17 protein-coding genes and 1 pseudogene are annotated in these 15,255 nt (G+C 70.9%); 5 read left to right on the top strand and 13 right to left on the bottom strand.

What is annotated here, in order from left to right; translation table 11 throughout:
• Positions 1-109: 109 nt before the first annotated feature.
• Positions 110-2,290: a DUF262 domain-containing protein gene (locus tag ACFV9O_RS37145; protein ID WP_385426587.1), complete on the top strand. Its 2,181-nt coding sequence runs from the start codon at positions 110-112 to the stop codon at positions 2,288-2,290.
• Between the two features lie 932 nt (positions 2,291-3,222).
• On the opposite strand, the gene ACFV9O_RS37140 is transcribed toward ACFV9O_RS37145, so the two are convergent.
• Entirely contained in the window at positions 3,223-3,795 is a 573-nt protein-coding gene (locus ACFV9O_RS37140) for a rhodanese-like domain-containing protein (protein WP_385426585.1), read from the bottom strand.
• Between the two features lie 71 nt (positions 3,796-3,866).
• Between ACFV9O_RS37140 and ACFV9O_RS37135 the strand changes: the two genes are divergently transcribed.
• Positions 3,867-4,145, top strand: coding sequence for a metal-sensitive transcriptional regulator (locus tag ACFV9O_RS37135; protein ID WP_385426582.1), 279 nt, complete (start codon positions 3,867-3,869; stop codon positions 4,143-4,145).
• A gap of 65 nt (positions 4,146-4,210) precedes the next feature.
• Here the strand turns inward: ACFV9O_RS37135 and ACFV9O_RS37130 are convergent, their stop codons facing one another.
• The 5 genes from ACFV9O_RS37130 to ACFV9O_RS37110 form a co-directional block, all read right to left on the bottom strand.
• The gene (locus ACFV9O_RS37130) at positions 4,211-4,954 is read right to left on the bottom strand and encodes a sulfite exporter TauE/SafE family protein (protein WP_385426579.1); all 744 of its coding nucleotides are present in this window, start codon (positions 4,952-4,954) and stop codon (positions 4,211-4,213) included.
• A complete protein-coding gene (locus ACFV9O_RS37125) occupies positions 4,951-5,310 on the bottom strand; it encodes a rhodanese-like domain-containing protein (RefSeq protein WP_385426577.1) in 360 nt (119 codons plus the stop codon). The genes ACFV9O_RS37130 and ACFV9O_RS37125 overlap by 4 nt, the downstream gene beginning before the upstream one ends.
• 69 nt (positions 5,311-5,379) lie before the next feature.
• Entirely contained in the window at positions 5,380-6,753 is a 1,374-nt protein-coding gene (locus ACFV9O_RS37120; RefSeq protein WP_385426574.1) for a rhodanese-like domain-containing protein, read from the bottom strand.
• A 162-nt stretch (positions 6,754-6,915) separates the two neighbouring features.
• A complete protein-coding gene (locus ACFV9O_RS37115) occupies positions 6,916-7,494 on the bottom strand; it encodes a hypothetical protein (protein ID WP_385426571.1) in 579 nt (192 codons plus the stop codon).
• Entirely contained in the window at positions 7,476-7,817 is a 342-nt protein-coding gene (locus ACFV9O_RS37110) for a PadR family transcriptional regulator (protein ID WP_385426569.1), read from the bottom strand. Before ACFV9O_RS37110 ends, ACFV9O_RS37115 begins: the two co-directional genes overlap by 19 nt.
• 34 nt (positions 7,818-7,851) lie before the next feature.
• Here ACFV9O_RS37110 and ACFV9O_RS37105 point away from each other — a divergent pair, with 34 nt between their 5' ends.
• Positions 7,852-8,340 (top strand): DUF2306 domain-containing protein, encoded by a 489-nt coding sequence (locus ACFV9O_RS37105; protein ID WP_385426566.1) that lies wholly within the window; start codon positions 7,852-7,854, stop codon positions 8,338-8,340.
• Between the two features lie 14 nt (positions 8,341-8,354).
• Here the strand turns inward: ACFV9O_RS37105 and ACFV9O_RS37100 are convergent, their stop codons facing one another.
• On the bottom strand, positions 8,355-8,759 hold the full coding sequence (locus tag ACFV9O_RS37100; RefSeq protein ID WP_385426563.1) for a heavy metal-responsive transcriptional regulator: 405 nt from the start codon (positions 8,757-8,759) through the stop codon (positions 8,355-8,357).
• A gap of 77 nt (positions 8,760-8,836) precedes the next feature.
• Here ACFV9O_RS37100 and ACFV9O_RS37095 point away from each other — a divergent pair, with 77 nt between their 5' ends.
• Positions 8,837-9,556, top strand: a complete 720-nt coding sequence (locus ACFV9O_RS37095) for a tRNA-dependent cyclodipeptide synthase (protein ID WP_385426560.1) — start codon at positions 8,837-8,839, stop codon at positions 9,554-9,556.
• Between the two features lie 17 nt (positions 9,557-9,573).
• The gene (locus ACFV9O_RS37090) at positions 9,574-11,772 is read left to right on the top strand and encodes a heavy metal translocating P-type ATPase (protein WP_385426557.1); all 2,199 of its coding nucleotides are present in this window, start codon (positions 9,574-9,576) and stop codon (positions 11,770-11,772) included.
• A gap of 321 nt (positions 11,773-12,093) precedes the next feature.
• On the opposite strand, the pseudogene ACFV9O_RS37085 reads toward ACFV9O_RS37090, so the two are convergent.
• The 6 genes and pseudogenes from ACFV9O_RS37085 to ACFV9O_RS37060 all read right to left on the bottom strand — a co-directional run.
• A pseudogene (locus tag ACFV9O_RS37085) lies at positions 12,094-12,264 on the bottom strand (class I SAM-dependent methyltransferase); the annotation flags it as partial.
• 23 nt (positions 12,265-12,287) lie between these two features.
• Positions 12,288-12,494: a hypothetical protein gene (locus ACFV9O_RS37080; RefSeq protein WP_385426555.1), complete on the bottom strand. Its 207-nt coding sequence runs from the start codon at positions 12,492-12,494 to the stop codon at positions 12,288-12,290.
• Positions 12,495-12,602: 108 nt separating this feature from the next.
• The gene (locus ACFV9O_RS37075) at positions 12,603-12,866 is read right to left on the bottom strand and encodes a heavy-metal-associated domain-containing protein (RefSeq protein ID WP_385426552.1); all 264 of its coding nucleotides are present in this window, start codon (positions 12,864-12,866) and stop codon (positions 12,603-12,605) included.
• Positions 12,866-14,014 (bottom strand): sulfite exporter TauE/SafE family protein, encoded by a 1,149-nt coding sequence (locus ACFV9O_RS37070; protein ID WP_385426549.1) that lies wholly within the window; start codon positions 14,012-14,014, stop codon positions 12,866-12,868. Before ACFV9O_RS37070 ends, ACFV9O_RS37075 begins: the two co-directional genes overlap by 1 nt.
• A 131-nt stretch (positions 14,015-14,145) precedes the next feature.
• Positions 14,146-14,607, bottom strand: coding sequence for a hypothetical protein (locus ACFV9O_RS37065; protein ID WP_385426546.1), 462 nt, complete (start codon positions 14,605-14,607; stop codon positions 14,146-14,148).
• Between the two features lie 56 nt (positions 14,608-14,663).
• Positions 14,664-15,023 carry a hypothetical protein gene (locus ACFV9O_RS37060; RefSeq protein WP_385426544.1) on the bottom strand — a complete coding sequence of 120 codons (360 nt, stop codon included), beginning with the start codon at positions 15,021-15,023 and terminating at the stop codon, positions 14,664-14,666.
• Positions 15,024-15,255: the final 232 nt, after the last annotated feature.

Genomic DNA, 15,255 nt, shown 5'->3' with positions numbered 1-15,255 from the left:
CACATGATCACCCCGAGGCCGTTCCGCTGTCCGCCGAACGGCGAAACCCCCGGTCAACTCAACGAGCCGACCGAGAGCGGAGGATAAATCTCAAGCTCAGGGATTCAACCTGAATGAGCTGTTCCGTGACGTGACGTACGAGATCGACTACTACCAGCGTGACTACACCTGGGGTAGCGAAGAAGTCCGCACCCTGCTGCGGGACTTGTGCGATTCGTTCAAGCACTGGTTGGGCGACTCCGCGTACCGGCGCCGCCCCCACACCGCGCCGCAGTACTTCCTCGGCCCCTTCGTCTACCACGAGCCGTCGAAAAAGCGCCGCTTCCTCGTCGACGGTCAGCAGCGCTTCGTCACTTTGCACCTGCTCTTTTTGCAGCGGAGACTGTCGGCCCAGGAAGCCGGTGATACCCACACGGTCGACCAACTCAACCGTGTCATCACGACCGACGGGAAGCACTTCAGCGTCGGCATCACCGACCACGACCCCGTCCTGCAAGCCATCAGCGAGGGCCGCAAATACGAGGCCGGCGCGGGGGACTCCCTCTCCCGCCGCAACCTGTGGGCACGCGGCCAGCAGATCGAATCCCAGCTCGCCGAGGAACTCGACGCCGAGAAGCTCCACCCCTTCACCGAATGGCTCCTGACACGCGTGGTCCTGGTGGGCATCCGCGCGGCAGGCCCCGACCACGGCTACCGCATGTTCGAGACGATGAATGACCGCGGCGCCCGCCTCACCACCGTCGACCTCCTCAAGAGCCATCTGCTGTCCAACGTCGGCTCCGCTGAAGATCAGCTGAATACCCAGTGGCAGGAGATGCTGCGGGAACTCTCCACCGACCGCGATGACCCCCAGGCGGCATCCCGCTTCATCAAGGCATACCTCCTTGCCCGCTGCGCGCGCGAGGACTGCGACGAGGACCGCCGCCAGATCACCACCAACCTCAACGTGTGGGTACGCCACAACGCGGAGTACCTCGGCTTGACCCCGGGACGCCCCGACCACTTCCTCAACTTCGTGCAGAATCTGTTGAAGACGGCCCGTCTGTACAGGCCCGTCCTCGCCGCCACCCGCACCCTGAAGATGGACGGCGACCGCCTGGAGACGGTGCTGTTCAACGAGCGCAACGGCCTCGGCGTCCAGTCCGTCGCCGTGCTCGCTGCCATCGCCCCCGACGACCGGCCCACCGACGCCAAGGACAAGGGCCGCCTTGTCGCCTCCTACATCGACCGCTGGTACGCCCTGCGGATCCTGCAGGACCTGCCCGTCCAGTCCGCCGACGCCGACGCCCTGGTCCACACCGAACTCGTCCCCCTCCTGCGCGGCTGCCGTACCGTCGCCGACGTCGCCTCCACACTGGGCGACCTCGCCCAGCACAACGGGAACCCGATGCGCGAAGCCATCACCCTGGGCCTGCGAGGCAACAACGCCCATCAGATCCGCTATCTCCTCGCCCGCGCCACCGCTTACGCCGACGAGGCCTGCAAAAAGCCCTTCGACATCCTCGCCTACCTCGACCGCGACCAGTTCCACATAGAACACCTGTGGGCCAACCACCACCATCGCGTCGCCGGTGACATCCCTGACCCGGTCGTCTTCCGCAGCCGCCGCAACCAACTCGGTGGCCTCGGCCTGCTGAGGGGCCGAGAGAACTCCAGCATCAATGACCTCCCCTTCCGCGACAAGAACCGCCTCTACGCCCGCAGTAACGTCCTCCTGGGCGTCATGGCCCCTGAATACGATCACCGCAACCCTGAGCTGCGTGACTTCATCAAGGCACACCAACTCGACAAGCACATGCGGGCCTTCGGGCCGAGAGAGACCATGACCACGGTCATCGAGACCCGGCAGGAGCTGTATCTGCGCCTGTTCGAATCCATCTGGAAACCCGAACGCCTGGGGTTGCCCGTCTCTGCTGCCGTTGCACCTCCGGAACGCGACGCCGGCCAGCCGGTCGCCCGTCCGCGCCAGGCCCCTCCGCGGCGCAGAGCGGCTTCTGGTCGACGCACCGACGTGGCCAGGATGATCGACGCCCAAGTTCTGACAGCCGGTACCCGGATCGTGCTCACCTACCGCGCCACCGAGCACTGGGCCACCATCGACGCGAACGGCGGCATCATCCTCGCTGCGACCGGAGGCACACCCTACGGCCGGGCCGACGAGGCCGGGGCCGTCGCCCGTGGCACCAAGACCTGCCAGGGCATGAACGAATGGCACATCGAAGACGAGAACGGAGTACGCGTCAGCCTGCGAACCATCCGTGACCGCGCGGCGGCGGCCGGCGCGCTGTAGCCGGTCAGGCATGTTTGTCGGCGGCGGCTGTCCCGATCCCGGTCAGCGAAGTGAGCGAGGCATCGTTTCGGCAGAGTATGTCCCGGCATGGCGGGCAAGACGGTCGAGGCTGTGCTGTTTCCGGGGATCGATGTGCGAGTGGAGCGCGTCAGCGATTCCTCCGACGTCCTTGTGGTGGACGTGGTGTCCACCGGCAGTCCGGGCCGGTGCCCGGACTGCCGGAACAGATGAGGCGCAGACACAGCACGTACCAACGTGCCCTAGGGGAAAGGCCGTTGGGGTCTCGCCGGGTCATAGTCCGGCTGCAGGTCCGCCGGTACTTCTGTGACCGGAAGAGCTGTTGCGCAAGACGTTCGTCGAGCAGGTGCCGGGACTGTCCGAGCGGCACCGCCGCTCCAGCACCGGGCTGACCGGCTGGCTGCGGCCGACGCGAAGGCGAAGCCACAAGGCCAACGGGCCGGTGACAAGGCCTGCGACCAGGCCCCCCGCCGCCGATCAGCAGCCCGGCGACGGCAAGGGTGGTTGCCGCGGACCAGCGCACACAGCCGCGGTAGGTCAGGACGGTCCGGCCCAGCCGCAGCACGCTGCGCGGCCCCTGCCAGCGCGAACACGGCCGTCGGCCACAGCGCAGGCAGGACGAGCACCCGGACGAGGGGGCGGAGCACTTCTTGGCCGCGGGCGGCCTCCACTCGCAGCGGGGAGCCGGGACGGTTCGAGGTCTCCAGACTGGTAGACCAGCTCCGCCTGACCCGCTTCATGGCTGGCGGGGCGTTCGGGCACGCCGGAACCGTCAGCACCGTGATCCGCACCAGGCCGTCCTCCCAGCTCAGCGTCCTGCCGGAACGCTTGGCCTGACAGCGAGGCCCGAACACGCTGCTGCCCCGCCAAGGCAGGGCGGGGGAGCAGCGTGTTTCGCAAAGGGGCGCCCTGGATCAGGCCGCCAGGCGCAGCAGAGTCTCCTGGAAAGAGAGGGCGTTCTTGGGGGGCCGGTTGTGGGGGAGCTTGGACAGGGCGGCGGCCATGCCGCAGGTGTTGGTCACGCCGGAGAAGACCAGTCCGGCGCCGACGGCTCCGGACAGCCAGTGAGCGGGCTGCCAGGCCAGGCCTGCGAGGAAGCCGATGACGACCAGGGAACCGGCGGCGAGGCGGACTTGGCGGTCCATGGGCCAGGTGGCGCGGGCCCCGGCCGGGCGGTCGACGTCGTATCCGGCTGCGGCCCAGGCGCTGGTGCCGCCGTCCAAAGTGGCCGCCTCGATACCCTGGGCGGCCAGCTGGGCGCAGCCCTTGGCGGAGCGGGCCCCGGAGGCGCACACCACCAGCAGGGGCGTACGGGCCGCGGCGGCCTTCAGCGCGCCCCCGGCCTCGTCCAGGCGGTCCAGGGGGACGTTGTGGGCGCCGGGCAGGTGGCCGGTGGCGTACTCGGCGGGGGTGCGCACGTCGACGACGGTGAACTCACCGAGGCGGCTGGCGGCCTGGTCCGGGGTCAGGGCGGTGGGGGTGGTCACGGAACAATGCCTTTCGATGGGTGGTTCCCCTCCACGCTAAGATACCCGTGGGGGTATGTGGAGGAGGATGTGTGGAACTGGACATGAGCGCCGATGAGCTGAAGTCGGCGCTGAACCGGCTGCGGCGGGCCCAGGGCCAGCTCGCCGGGGTGATCAAGATGATCGAGGAGGGGCGGGACTGCGAGGACGTGATCACGCAGCTGGCCGCCGTCTCGCGTGCCCTGGACCGGGCCGGGTTCTCGCTCATCGCGACCGGGCTGCAGCAGTGCATGACCAGCGATGACCCTCAGGTGCGGGACTCGGTGCAGATGCGGGCCCGGCTGGAGAAGCTTTTCCTGTCGCTGGCCTGAAGTCCCGCGGGGCACTGCGGTGGGCGTCCGGGCTGCGGGCGTCCGCAGCAGGCTCCGTGGGCGTTTCACAGCAGTGTGCCGATCCCCATGGCCGCGGCGACGGCCAGCAGCAGGCTGCCGAAGACGCGTTGCAGCGTGGCAGGTGAGACCTTTGCGCTCAGCCGCTTGCCGTCCCAGGCGCCCAGGACCGCGGTCGCGATGAACGGCATGATCAGCGCCCAGTCCAGGGTGGTGGCGGTGGCCGCCCGGGCGGCGAGGGCGACCAGCGCGTTGGCGATGATGACCAGCAGGCTGGTGCCCACGGCCGCGCTCATCGGTACGGCGAGCACGGCCACCAGGGCCGGGACGGCGAGGAATCCGCCGCCGACCCCGAGGAACCCGGTCACCGCACCCAGGCCGGCCCCGGCGCCCACCGCGTGGGGCGCCGACACCGTCCCGGTCTGCGGCGGCGTGCGGCGGCGCAGCATGCGCAAGCCCGCCAGCACGGCGAGCACCGCGAAGGCCAGGGTCAGGACGGTGGCGGGGATGTGCGCGGACACGGCGCCGGCCGCGGCGGCGGGCAGCAGTCCGGCCGCGGCGAACAGCAGCCCGGCCCGCCAGCGCACCTTTCCGGCGCGCGCGTGCGCCAGCAGCGCGGTGGCCGAGGTGACGATCACGATGATCAGGCTGGCGGTGGTCGCCTCGGCCGGCGTGAAACCGAGGAGGCAGATCAGGGCGGGGACGGTGACGATGCTGCCGCCCGCCCCGAGCGAGCCGAGCGCCAGGCCGACCAGCGCCCCGGCGAGCAGGGCGAGGATGAGCGCGCTCATGTGACGGTGCCCGCCTGCCCGTGCGCGTCCTGGACGGGCAGGCCCTGTCCGACCCAGGCGCGCATGCCGCCGGTGACATCGACCGACGCCACGCCCCTCTCGGCCAGCAGGCGTGCGGCGTGCTGGGAGCGGTTGCCCGAGCGGCAGATCAGCACCAGGCTGCGCCCGTCCTGGCCGCCGGGCACGTCCGCGCCGTCCGCCAGCCGCGACAGCGGCACATGCAGCGCACCGGGCGCGTGACCGGCCTGGTATTCGTCCGCCTCACGGACATCGAGGAGCACGGCCGTACCTTCCTGGAGCATGCGGTGGGCCTGTGCAGGGGTGATGCGGCCGGGGTCGCCTTGGGGCAAGAGCATGGCTGTGTCTCCTGGGGTGCTCCTGGTCTGCCGGAACCGTCGGCGGCCCGGCAGACCAGGTGGTGCGGGTCAGTGCTGCGCGGGCGTCACGAGCGTGAGACCGGCATCGGCGGCGGCCGCGCAGCCGTCGTCGACGGCCACCACGTCACGGCCGGCGGCGTCGAGGACGGAAGAGGCGATCGCCGCGCGCATCCCGCCCGCGCAGTGCACCCACACCGTCCCGGCGGGCACCTCATCCAGGCGCTGGTGGATCTGGTGGATGGGGATGTGCACGCTGCCCTCGATCCAGCCACCCGCGCGTTCTCCGTCGCGGCGCACGTCCAGGACCACCACGTCCTCGCCCCGCTCGCGCGCGGCGGCCAGGTCGGCGAATGTCGCCCGCGGGAACGAGGTCAGCTGCTCCTGCCCGATGACCCAGTCGGCCGGGGAGCCGACCGCGGCTGCAGTCGGGCGGTCGATGCCCACCCGGGCCAGCTCCCGCTGAGCGCGGGAGATCTCCTCGGCACTCCCCGCCAGCAGGGTCACTGGCTTGCCCCACGGGATCATCCACGCCAGATAGGTCGCCAGCTGCCCCTCGACCTCGAAGTTGACGGAGCCGGCCACGTGGCCCTCGGCGAACGCGACCCGGTTGCGCAGGTCGACGACCCACTCGCCCGCCGCGAGGCGGCGCGCGATCTCGCCGGCGTCGGTGCGCTGCGGCGCGGTCAGGTCCACCGGGGTGGGACCGGCGGCGTTGGCCGGGCCCATGTGCGCGTAGTAGGCCGGTACATCGTCCAGACCGGCCAGCAGCTCCTTGATGAACGTCTCCACATCCTGGGCCAGCGCCGGGTTGGACGCTCTCTCCGCACCGATGGTGCTGTGCTCGCCGCCGGCCTGGGTGGAGGAGCAGAAGCTGCCGAATCCGTGGGTCGGCATGACCGCCACCTCGTCGTCCAGCTCCGTGGCGAGCCGGTGCGCGGAGGCGTGCTGGGCACGGGCCAGCTGCTCGGTCAGCCGCGGCTCCACCAGGTCCGGCCGGCCGACGCTGCCGATCAGCAGCGACCCGCCGGTGAAGGCGGCGACCGCCCGCCCGTCCTTCTCCAGCACGTAGGAGGTGTGGTGCGGGGTGTGCCCTGGCGTGGCAACGGCCCGCAGCACCAGGCCCTCGTCGACGTCCTCCACGTCCCCGTCGGCCACCGGCACCCGCGCGTACGCCACTGACGCCCCGGCCGGCACCAGATAGCGGGCACCGGTCAGACGGGCCAGCTCCAGACCGCCGCTCACGTAGTCGTTGTGCACGTGCGTCTCGGCGACCGCCACGATCCGGACCCCGCGCCGCGCCGCGACGGCGATCACCCGGTCGATGTCCCGCGGCGGATCCACCACGACCGCCGTTCCGGCCCCGCCCGCCAGATAGCTCCGGTTGCCCAGACCTTCGGTCTCCAGGATGTCGGCAAAGAACACGGCACTCTCCCTCGTCACACATTTACCCCCGGGGGTATTTGAATCCACCGTAACAGAGATACCTGGGGGGGTATTTTCGGGGTGTGCGACGGCGTGGGGCAGCGGTTCGCCCGCAGGTGGAGAGAGGCGCGCTTGCGGGCGGCAGGGGGCCTCGGCGCGGCCTCAGGCGGCGATGATGCCGGGGAGGGCTCGCAGGGTGAAGCCGATCCGGGCGAGGCTGATCACGGCCGCGAGGACCAGCGGCCAGGTGACCGCCGGGGCGGCCAGTGCGGCGCTGACGAGGACGGCCGCGTCGAGGACCACCAGGCCGACACCTCCCGTGATGACGGCTGTCCGCGTCCTTGTGTAGTTGGTACGGCCTACGGCGGCGGTGAACAGCGCGGCGACAACGGCGCACAGGAGTACGCCGAGTGCCAGCCGAGCCGGGACAGCGATCGGCCAGATCCAGGCGCGGCCGGTGATCAGCACGACGGCCCAGGACGCGGCGGCCACAGGCCCTGTGGCGAGGAGCGTCCGCGCCGTGCGGCAGCCGGGCGACTGAAGGGTGAAGGCAGTGACGACCTCAGTCACGCCACCGAATTCGGCGAGCGCGGCGCGGGCGGCAGTCCGAGAGTCGCCGCTGATGCCCAAGTGGCGGCGATAGGTCTCGGCCAGGCCGTCGGCGAGTTCGTCGACCACATCGGCGGGCAGAAAGCGGCCCAGCCGGGCGAGGTAGTCGTCGATCAGCGGGTGGCCGGACACGGCGGGGGCTCCAGCAGCGCGGTGACGGTCGCGGCGAACTCCCGCCACGTAGTGCGTTCGGTGTGCAGGCTCTTCTGGCCGGCCTCGGTGAGGGAGTAGGTGCGGCGGCGGCGACCGTCGACGACCGACCACACACCGCTGATCAGTCCGGCATCCTCAAGACGGTGCAGAGCCGGGTAGACCGTGCCGGTGGGCAGGTCGAATTTCCCGCCACTGCCCTCCCTCAGTGCCTCGATCACGGCATAACCGTGCCGCGGCCCCGCCTCCAGCGTGGCGAGAAGCAGGGGGTCGAGATGGCCCTTGAGGAGCTGCGCCTCCTTCATAGGTAGCAATGCTACGCTTCAGGCTATAGGTAGATTGGCTACGCATGGGGGTGCGGTGCTGCTGCGGATCGTCATCGTCATCCACATCGCGGCCGGGCTGACCGCGGTCACCGCCGGCGCGACGGCGATGCTTGCGCCGAAGCGCCCCGGCCGTCATCCGCGCAGCGGGCGCGCCTATCTCGGCGCGCTGGCCGTTCTCACTGCCTCGGCCACGTTCATCACGACGGCTCGGCCACACACCGCTGACCTGCTGATGCTTGGCGCCCTCGCGTTCGCCTCGGCCGGGTACGGCTGGCGCGCCCGGCGCCTCCGCCATCAGGGCTGGCGGCCGCGCCACATCACCGGCATGGCGCTCTCGTACGTCGCCATGCTGACCGCGTTCTACGTCGACAACGGCCCCCGGCTGCCCCTGTGGAACCTGCTGCCCCCACTGACGTTCTGGTTCCTGCCCGCAGCCGTCGGCCTGCCCCTACTGCTGCGAGCCCTGCGACGACACCACATGCCACGCCGCTCCTCGGGGTGAGCAAGCGGCGGCGGTCAGTCGGCGGCGTTCTCGATGATGCGGCAGACCACTGCACCCTCGCCGCGGTCGGCCGCCTGGTCGGCCTGGGCGCGGGCGTGCCGGAGGGTCGTACGGAGGGCTTCGAGGTCGGCGATGCGGCGGTCGATGTCGGCGAGGTGCTTGTCGAGGAGGTCGGTGACGAGGGCGCAGGGCTGTTCGCCACTGCGCTGGAGGTCGAGGATGTCCTTGATCTCTTTGAGGCTGAGGCCGAGGGCCTGGGCCTGGCGGATGAAGCCGAGGACGGGGACGGCGTCGTCGGTGTAGGTGCGGTAGCCGGCGGCGGTGCGCTCGGGTGGGTCGATGAGGCCGTTGGCCTCGTAGAGGCGGACGGCCTTGGGGCTCAGTCCGGTCTGGGCGGCGACGCGGCCGACGGTGAGCATGGTGGGGCTCCGTTCGTGCGAAGGGTTTCAGTGTGCGCTTGACCTTGCCCTATGGGCAAGGTTTTAGCGTCCGGGGCATGAGCACAGACCAAGGCGACAGCGGCGGCCGTACGGCGGCGATGTCGGTGACTCCGCTGAGCGGCCGGTGCGCCGAGGCGGTCGAGCGGGCCGAGCACGTCTGCTTCGGGATCTCCCCGTTCAACAGCTACTTCTCCACGGCCCGGATCCGCGAGCTGGCGGCGTGGGGGCTCGACCGGTTCGAGCGGGTGGACTTCTTCGTGCCCGACGTGCCGAGTGCGTTCACCTTCGAGGCGCTGGGATACGCCCCGGGGAAGGCGGCGTGGAAGGCTCGCAGGCAGGGCCAGTACACCCGCAACAAGATCGCCATCGCGCTGGGTTCGCTCGGTGTGACGGACAACACGGAGGCGCGGGTGCTGGGTTGGGCTGAGCTGGAGGCCAATGCGGTGTTCGGCCGTCTCCATGCGGGCGGGCTGCGCCGGTACGGCGAGGACGTAGCCTTTCGGGACGCCTGCCGGGAGGCGACCGGGTGGGTGCTGGCGGGGAAGCTGCCCGCAGGGCAGGCGCCGGACGAGGAGCAGGTGGAGCGGGCGGTGCGTTACTTCCTGGCCGAGTTGCCGCTGTTCATCGACACCCCGGCGATCGTCGGCGCCGAGACATCCGTGTTCTGCTACCACGAGCCGCCTGCTGTGCTGCGCCGTCTGTACGGGGGCGAGCTGAGCTGGCGTCCCGCCGCCGGGCAGGGCTTCGCCGTTGTGGCACCGGCCGTACGCGACTGAGAGAGAGGAGTGCTGCCGTGACGACCACCACTCGGGCCGATGCCGAGCAGTCGATAGAACTGGCCATCACCGGGATGACCTGCGCCTCGTGCGTGGCGCGGGTCGAGCGGAGGCTGGGCAAGCTGCCCGGAGTGACCGCGACGGTGAACCTGGCGACCGCGACCGCGCACGTCACCCGTGAGGACCCGGCGGTCGAGGTGGCGGAGCTGATAGCCGCCGTCGAAGCGATCGGTTACAGCGCTGAGGCGCCCCGGACCGACGCACCGGGCGCGGACGATGAGACGGTCGACGCCGAGGGCGCCCACCTTTCCGGGCTGCGCCGCCGCCTGATCGCCTCGGCGCTGCTCGGGCTTCCGGTGGTCCTGGTGTCGATGATCTCCGCGCTGCACTTCGCCGGCTGGGAGTGGATCGCGCTTGTGCTGGCGACCCCTGTCGTGGCGTGGGGCGCGTGGCCGTTCCACCGGGCCGCAGCCCTGAACCTGCGGCACGGGTCGGCGACGATGGACACCCTCGTCTCGCTCGGCGTGCTGGCCGCCTACCTGTGGAGCGCGGGGACCTTGGCCCTGGGTGGGCATCACCTGTACCTGGAGGTGGCCGTCGTCCTGACGGCCTTCCTGCTGGCGGGCCGGTTCTTCGAGGCCCGTGCCAAGCGGCGGGCCGGGGACGCGATCCGGGCGCTGATGGACCTGGGTGCCAAGGACGTCGCCGTACTGCGCGACGGGACAGAAGTCCGGATCCCGGTCGATGAGTTGGCGGTCGGCGACCTGTTCCTGGTGCGACCCGGGGAGAAGATCGCCACGGACGGTCAGGTCGTCGAGGGCGCATCAGCGGTGGATGAATCGCTGCTGACCGGTGAGAGCGTGCCGGTGGAGGTCGAACCCGGCGCACAGGTCACCGGCGCCACCGTCAACAGCCACGGGCGCCTCGTTGTGCGCGCCACGCGGGTGGGGTCGGACACGAAGCTGGCGCAGATCGCCGCGCTGGTGGAGCGGGCCCAGACCGGCAAGGCGGAGGTGCAGCGCCTGGCCGACCGGATCTCGGCGGTGTTCGTCCCCGTCGTCATCGCCCTGTCGATCGGCACGTTCGCCGTGTGGATGGCGACCGGAGCCTCGGCCGCTGCCGCGCTGACTGCCGCCATCGCTGTGGTGATCATCGCCTGCCCGTGCGCGCTGGGTCTTGCCACGCCCACCGCGCTGATGGTCGGCACCGGACGCGGCGCCCAGCTCGGGCTGCTGATCCGCGGCCCGGAGGTGCTGGAGTCGACGCGGCGGATCGACACCGTCGTCCTGGACAAGACCGGCACCGTCACCGAGGGCAGGATGCGCCTCGTCGGCGTCGTACCGGCCGACGGCGAGGACGAGCAGCAGGTGCTGCGGCTGACCGGCGCCCTGGAGGACGCCAGCGAGCACCCGATCGCCGCCGCCATCTCCAACACGGCCCGGGAGCGCCTCGGTTCGTTGCCCGCCGTGACCGGCTTCGCCAACACCCAGGGCCGGGGCGTGACCGGGCAGGTCGAGGCACGCACGGTGCGCGCCGGCCGCGCCTTGTGGCTGGAGGAGCAGGGCCAGGTGCTGCCCGACGAGCTCGTGCGCGCGCAGAAGGAGGCCGAGGCCCAGGGCCGTACGGTCGTCTTCGCCGCCTGGGACGGGCGCGTGCGGGGCGCGCTGGTGGTCGCCGACACCGTCAAGCCGACCAGCGCCGCGGCGGTGGCCGACCTCAAGCGGCTCGGGCTCACCTCCGTCCTGCTGACCGGCGACAACACGGCGGCGGCCCGCGCGGTCGCGGCCGAGGTCGGCATTGACCAGGTGATCGCCGAAGTGCACCCGGAGGACAAGGTCGCCGAGGTCGAACGCCTCCAGCTGCAGGGCCGGGTGGTGGCGATGGTCGGCGACGGCGTCAACGACGCGGCCGCCCTCGCCCAGGCCGACCTGGGACTGGCCATGGGCACCGGCACCGATGCCGCGATCGCCGCATCCGACCTCACCCTGGTACGGGGTGATCTGCGGGCGGCGGCGGACGCGATCCGGCTGGCCCGGCGCACCCTCCGGACCATCAAGGCCAACCTGTTCTGGGCCTTCGCCTACAACGTGGCCGCGCTGCCGCTGGCCGCGCTCGGCCTGCTCAACCCCATGATCGCCGGAGCCGCGATGGCGTTCTCCTCGGTCTTCGTCGTCTCCAACAGCCTGAGGCTGCGCCGCTTCCAGCCACTGCGCTGACACAGGCACTCGCCGAGGGGTGGTCAGGGCGAAGTCCCGGCCGCCCCTCGGCGTACTCGAAAGCCACGCACACGGGCCGTCACCCGGTGGGTCCAGTCGTGAGTTTGCGGGCGGCGAGGCGTTCGACGATGCCGAGCTTGAACCGGCCCAGTTGCTCGAGCTCAGTCCCTCCGCCTGGACATGCCTCAGTGGCCGGCGCAGCAGATACTCCCCACCAAGCGGAGCGGTGACGAGTTCGATGAGCCGCTGGAGCGCACGGACCGGCCAGGCGGAGCTCGCTACATGGTCCAGCAGGAGCAGCCTGCCGCCGGGTCTGAGTACGCGGCTCATCTCCGCGATCGCGCGCTGGTCGTTGGGGATCGCGCACAGCGACAGGGTGCACACCACGGTGTCGAAGGACGCGTCCGGGAACGGTAGGGCCTGTGCGTCGCCCCCGCGCAGGTCTGCGGCCAGGTTGAGCCTGCCGGCGCGGCGCCGGGCGACGGCCAGCATCTGCGGGCTCCACTCGATGCCGGTCAGCCGCACACCTGGAGGGTAGAGGGGCACAGGTTCAGACCGGTGCCGATGGCGACCTCCAGAACGTCGCCAGAGGCCTTGGAGCACACCCACGTGCGGCTCTCGCCGAACAGGGTGCGGTCGAGGAACCGCATCTGCCGGTCGTAGGAGCGGGCGTGCTTGTCCCAGTAGCGGCGCAGCCGCTCGTTGCTGCTCGGCTCGGGCATGCTGCCATAGTCACCGCCGGCCAGCTTCTGCGCACGGCACCGTCGTCCCGCGGGAGACCCGGCCGGAGGGCTTCCCCGGCCGGGCCACTTTGGGTTTGGGCGCTTGTGTCAGTTGGCCGGGCGGGCCGTGTAGTCGCCGGCCTGCTCCACCGCCGCGACGAGCATGGCGGCGTCCACGTCGGCGCCGTCCTCCAGGCGGACGGTGGTGCGCCCGGCCTTCACGTCGGTACGGGAGGAGCGGACCCCGGGGATGTCCTCCAGCTCGTCATCGATGAGCAGGCCGCAGCTGGTGCAGTGCATGCCCTCGACGTGGAGCACCAGCTCCGGACCGGTGTCGGCTTCGGTCTTGTTCCTACGGCTGAACAGCTTCACTACAGGTCCTTCTTGAAGTCGATGGCGCCGGTCTGCATGCCCATGGCGCAGGAGAAGCGGAGCGTGCCGGGCTTACGGGTGCCGAGGTCGATGGTGGTGTCGCCGTCCCGTTTGACGATCTCCTGGACCCCGAGCTCGGGGATGGTGAACGCACGGGCGCAGCCGCCGGAGTCCTTGCCGTGCAGCACCAGCGTGGTCGGCACCCCGGCCTTCGCGGTGAGCTGGGTGGGGGTGTAGAAGTCCGTCACGGTCAGCGTGACGATCTGCTTGCCGGAGGCGTCGATACGCACCGGCTCCGGGACATCGGCCCCGGTCGTCCCTCCGCCGCCGGAGCCGCCCTGCTCGCCGCCTTCGACGGTGAACGGCTCACTCGCCACAGCCTGCTTGTCGGGGGTGGTGAACGAGACCCAGCCACCGGCCTGCAGCGCGGAGCCCATCGTCCAGGCCGCGACGCTCAGCACCACCACACCGGTGAGCGCGGCCAGTCGCCCGGACAGCGCCTGGCTGCTGCGGCGGAAGAGGTAGCCGAGCACGGCGAACAGCGGCGCCGTACCGATCACGAAACCGGCCATCACCGCCGCCCCGGTCAATGGGGATCCGGAGGTGATGGCGAGCAGCTCCATCGACAGGGTCACCCCGCACGGCACCAGCACGGTGGCGAAACCGACCAGGGCCGGGGTGACGGCCGAGTCGGTCCTGGTACTGCGCCGCATCAATCGGCCGAACGATGCCGGAGGACGCGGCACCAGCCGCCCCACCCACCTGACGCCGAACAGGTCCAGCGCGAACAGCACCATCAGCACCCCGGCGGCCAGCAGCAGCACCGCCTGCATGCGAGGGCTGGGCTGCAATGCATCACCAAAGACACCCAGCAGTGCACCGAGCAGGGTATGCGAGAGCAGCTTCCCGGCAAGGAACGCCCCGACCGGCGCCAGCGGCGTGGCAGCTCGTTCCACCGGAGACGCGGAGGCAGGGCGGGACTGGCGCGGCGCCTTCTTGGAGGCCGACTTCGTGAGGGAGGGGGCGGGGGTGCGGCGGCGGGTCACCGCACCGGCCAGCAGACCCCCTTGAACGGCGGCACACGAGGCGCCACCGGCGAGCAGACCGGTACTCGCACCGGTGATCAGCAAAGCGACGGACGACGGCATGCGTCGGAACTCCTGTTCGGCGACGATGGCACGCACACAGGAATGCGGTTACGGGGCGTGCCAAGGCGGACGTGAGGAACGCGGCGTCCCGCAAGGCGGCCCCATAGGGCAGCCGCACGGGCGGCGAGCCGTCACGTCCGCGACACGCACAACCGGTGCAGATCAGGAGGAGCGACCGCTGGAGGCGGGGCATTGGGCTGCGCCACCAGTGCCGTCGAGGAGCATGCGATCGCGCGCGGGGTGACCGCGGGCGCCTGGGCGGACGAGGAGTCCTGGGCGAGCGTGGCCTCCGGCGCCGCACACTGTTTCTCGGCCGCCGGGCAGCGCGGGCTGTGATCCACCGCCGACTCCGCCACGGCCGACGCGGCAGCACCTCCGGCATGCTCTGCGTGGCCACTGGCCACAGCGTGCGGGGCCGCGTCCATCGGCGCCGACATCCCCATAGGCATCCCCATAGGCATCGCCATGGGCATGGGCATGGGCATGGTCATCGCCATCGCGGGACGCGCCAGCCCCGTCAGACACACGAACAGCGCGCACACCAACAGCGCCCCGGACCACGCCCGGAGCGGCAGCAGCACGCGTCGCGACATGCGCGCCATGCTAAGCCATGGCCGACGACCGCCCCGCCGACCACGGACGTGCCGAGCTACTCGCCTTCTGGCCAGTTGTAGCTGCTGGGCACGTCGGTCTTCTGACCCACCGGCCCGCACACGAGCGCGATCTCGTCATGCGACCGGAACTCGACCGCGGCCGGATCGCCGACGTACGCCTTGCCGTTGACGTAAGCGCGGAACTCGTTGCCGCCACCGGCCTTGAGCCCGCCGATGGAGTCCTGGGTGAGGGCGACGTCCCACTCGGTCATGAACTGACAGAGGGAGAAGGTGGCCTTGACCGGGGACTCGATATGGACCACGCCATTCGCGGCAGGGCGGTGCTGCGAGCTGATCTGCCGCGCCTGCTGGTCGATCCCGATGCCCGCGGGCACGGCGACCGGCTGGCCGTCCACAAGACGTCCAGATGCGCGTGAATGTGATCGACGGTGCCCTCCTTGCCCAGCATCGGCAGTCCGGCCGCGCTGACCCGGGCGGAAGGATCACTCGGCGCGCCCCAGGGCGGCTCGGTCGTACGGCCTGACACGGTCATCGTGACTCCTCCCCCGGATAAATCCGGGGGCTTCTCCTGTCGGTGGCTCAGGCCACGTCGGGAAGGACCAGCCCGGCCCTGAGTACGACGTTCCA

The organism is Streptomyces sp. NPDC059909 (assembly GCF_042730885.1).
In the GTDB taxonomy this organism is placed as follows: domain Bacteria; phylum Actinomycetota; class Actinomycetes; order Streptomycetales; family Streptomycetaceae; genus Streptomyces.
This window is presented reverse-complemented; position numbering and strand designations above follow the sequence as displayed.

Excerpts from the sequence above, each read along its gene's own strand:
- ACFV9O_RS37130 (WP_385426579.1), bottom strand. The coding sequence starts at position 4,954 with ATGAGCGCGCTCATCCTCGCCCTGCTCGCCGGGGCGCTGGTCGGCCTG.
- ACFV9O_RS37125 (WP_385426577.1), bottom strand. The coding sequence starts at position 5,310 with ATGCTCTTGCCCCAAGGCGACCCCGGCCGCATCACCCCTGCACAGGCC.
- ACFV9O_RS37110 (WP_385426569.1), bottom strand. The coding sequence starts at position 7,817 with ATGAAGGAGGCGCAGCTCCTCAAGGGCCATCTCGACCCCCTGCTTCTC.
- ACFV9O_RS37100 (WP_385426563.1), bottom strand. The coding sequence starts at position 8,759 with ATGCTCACCGTCGGCCGCGTCGCCGCCCAGACCGGACTGAGCCCCAAG.
- ACFV9O_RS37095 (WP_385426560.1), top strand. The coding sequence starts at position 8,837 with ATGAGCACAGACCAAGGCGACAGCGGCGGCCGTACGGCGGCGATGTCG.
- ACFV9O_RS37080 (WP_385426555.1), bottom strand. The coding sequence starts at position 12,494 with ATGCCCGAGCCGAGCAGCAACGAGCGGCTGCGCCGCTACTGGGACAAG.
- ACFV9O_RS37070 (WP_385426549.1), bottom strand. The coding sequence starts at position 14,014 with ATGCCGTCGTCCGTCGCTTTGCTGATCACCGGTGCGAGTACCGGTCTG.
- ACFV9O_RS37065 (WP_385426546.1), bottom strand. The coding sequence starts at position 14,607 with ATGTCGCGACGCGTGCTGCTGCCGCTCCGGGCGTGGTCCGGGGCGCTG.